The sequence below is a fragment of the Massilia hydrophila genome (assembly GCF_020208145.1).
GTDB classification, from domain to species: Bacteria; Pseudomonadota; Gammaproteobacteria; order Burkholderiales; family Burkholderiaceae_D; genus Telluria; species Telluria hydrophila.
On sequence record NZ_JAHYBX010000089.1, the window covers coordinates 1 to 364 of the forward strand.

The following is a 364-nucleotide window of genomic DNA, read 5'->3' on the forward strand; positions in this document are numbered from 1 at the left end:
AATGGTGGAGGATGACGGGATCGAACCGACGACCCCCTGCTTGCAAAGCAGGTGCTCTCCCAGCTGAGCTAATCCCCCATGTTGCGTGGTGGGTCTGGTTGGATTCGAACCAACGACCCCCGCGTTATCAACACGGTGCTCTAACCGACTGAGCTACAGACCCGAACTGTTCTCGTTACTTGTTCCAACAGCCGATAAGCGTAGGCGCTTGATGTGTGAGCTTAGCTTGCGCTAGCTCTGGTGCTACTCTAGAAAGGAGGTGATCCAGCCGCACCTTCCGATACGGCTACCTTGTTACGACTTCACCCCAGTCACGAATCCTACCGTGGTAAGCGCCCTCCTTGCGGTTAAGCTACCTACTTCT

Annotated in this window: 2 tRNA genes and 1 rRNA gene; all 3 read right to left on the bottom strand. The window is 55.2% G+C overall.

The features are described 5' to 3' along the window. Window positions 1-2 precede the first annotated feature (2 nt). A tRNA-Ala gene (locus LE190_RS21625) sits at window positions 3-78 on the bottom strand. Between the two features lie 8 nt (window positions 79-86). Further along, window positions 87-163: transfer RNA gene (locus LE190_RS21630), tRNA-Ile, on the bottom strand. An 89-nt stretch (window positions 164-252) separates the two neighbouring features. Further along, window positions 253-364, bottom strand: a 16S ribosomal RNA gene (locus LE190_RS21635); the annotation flags it as partial.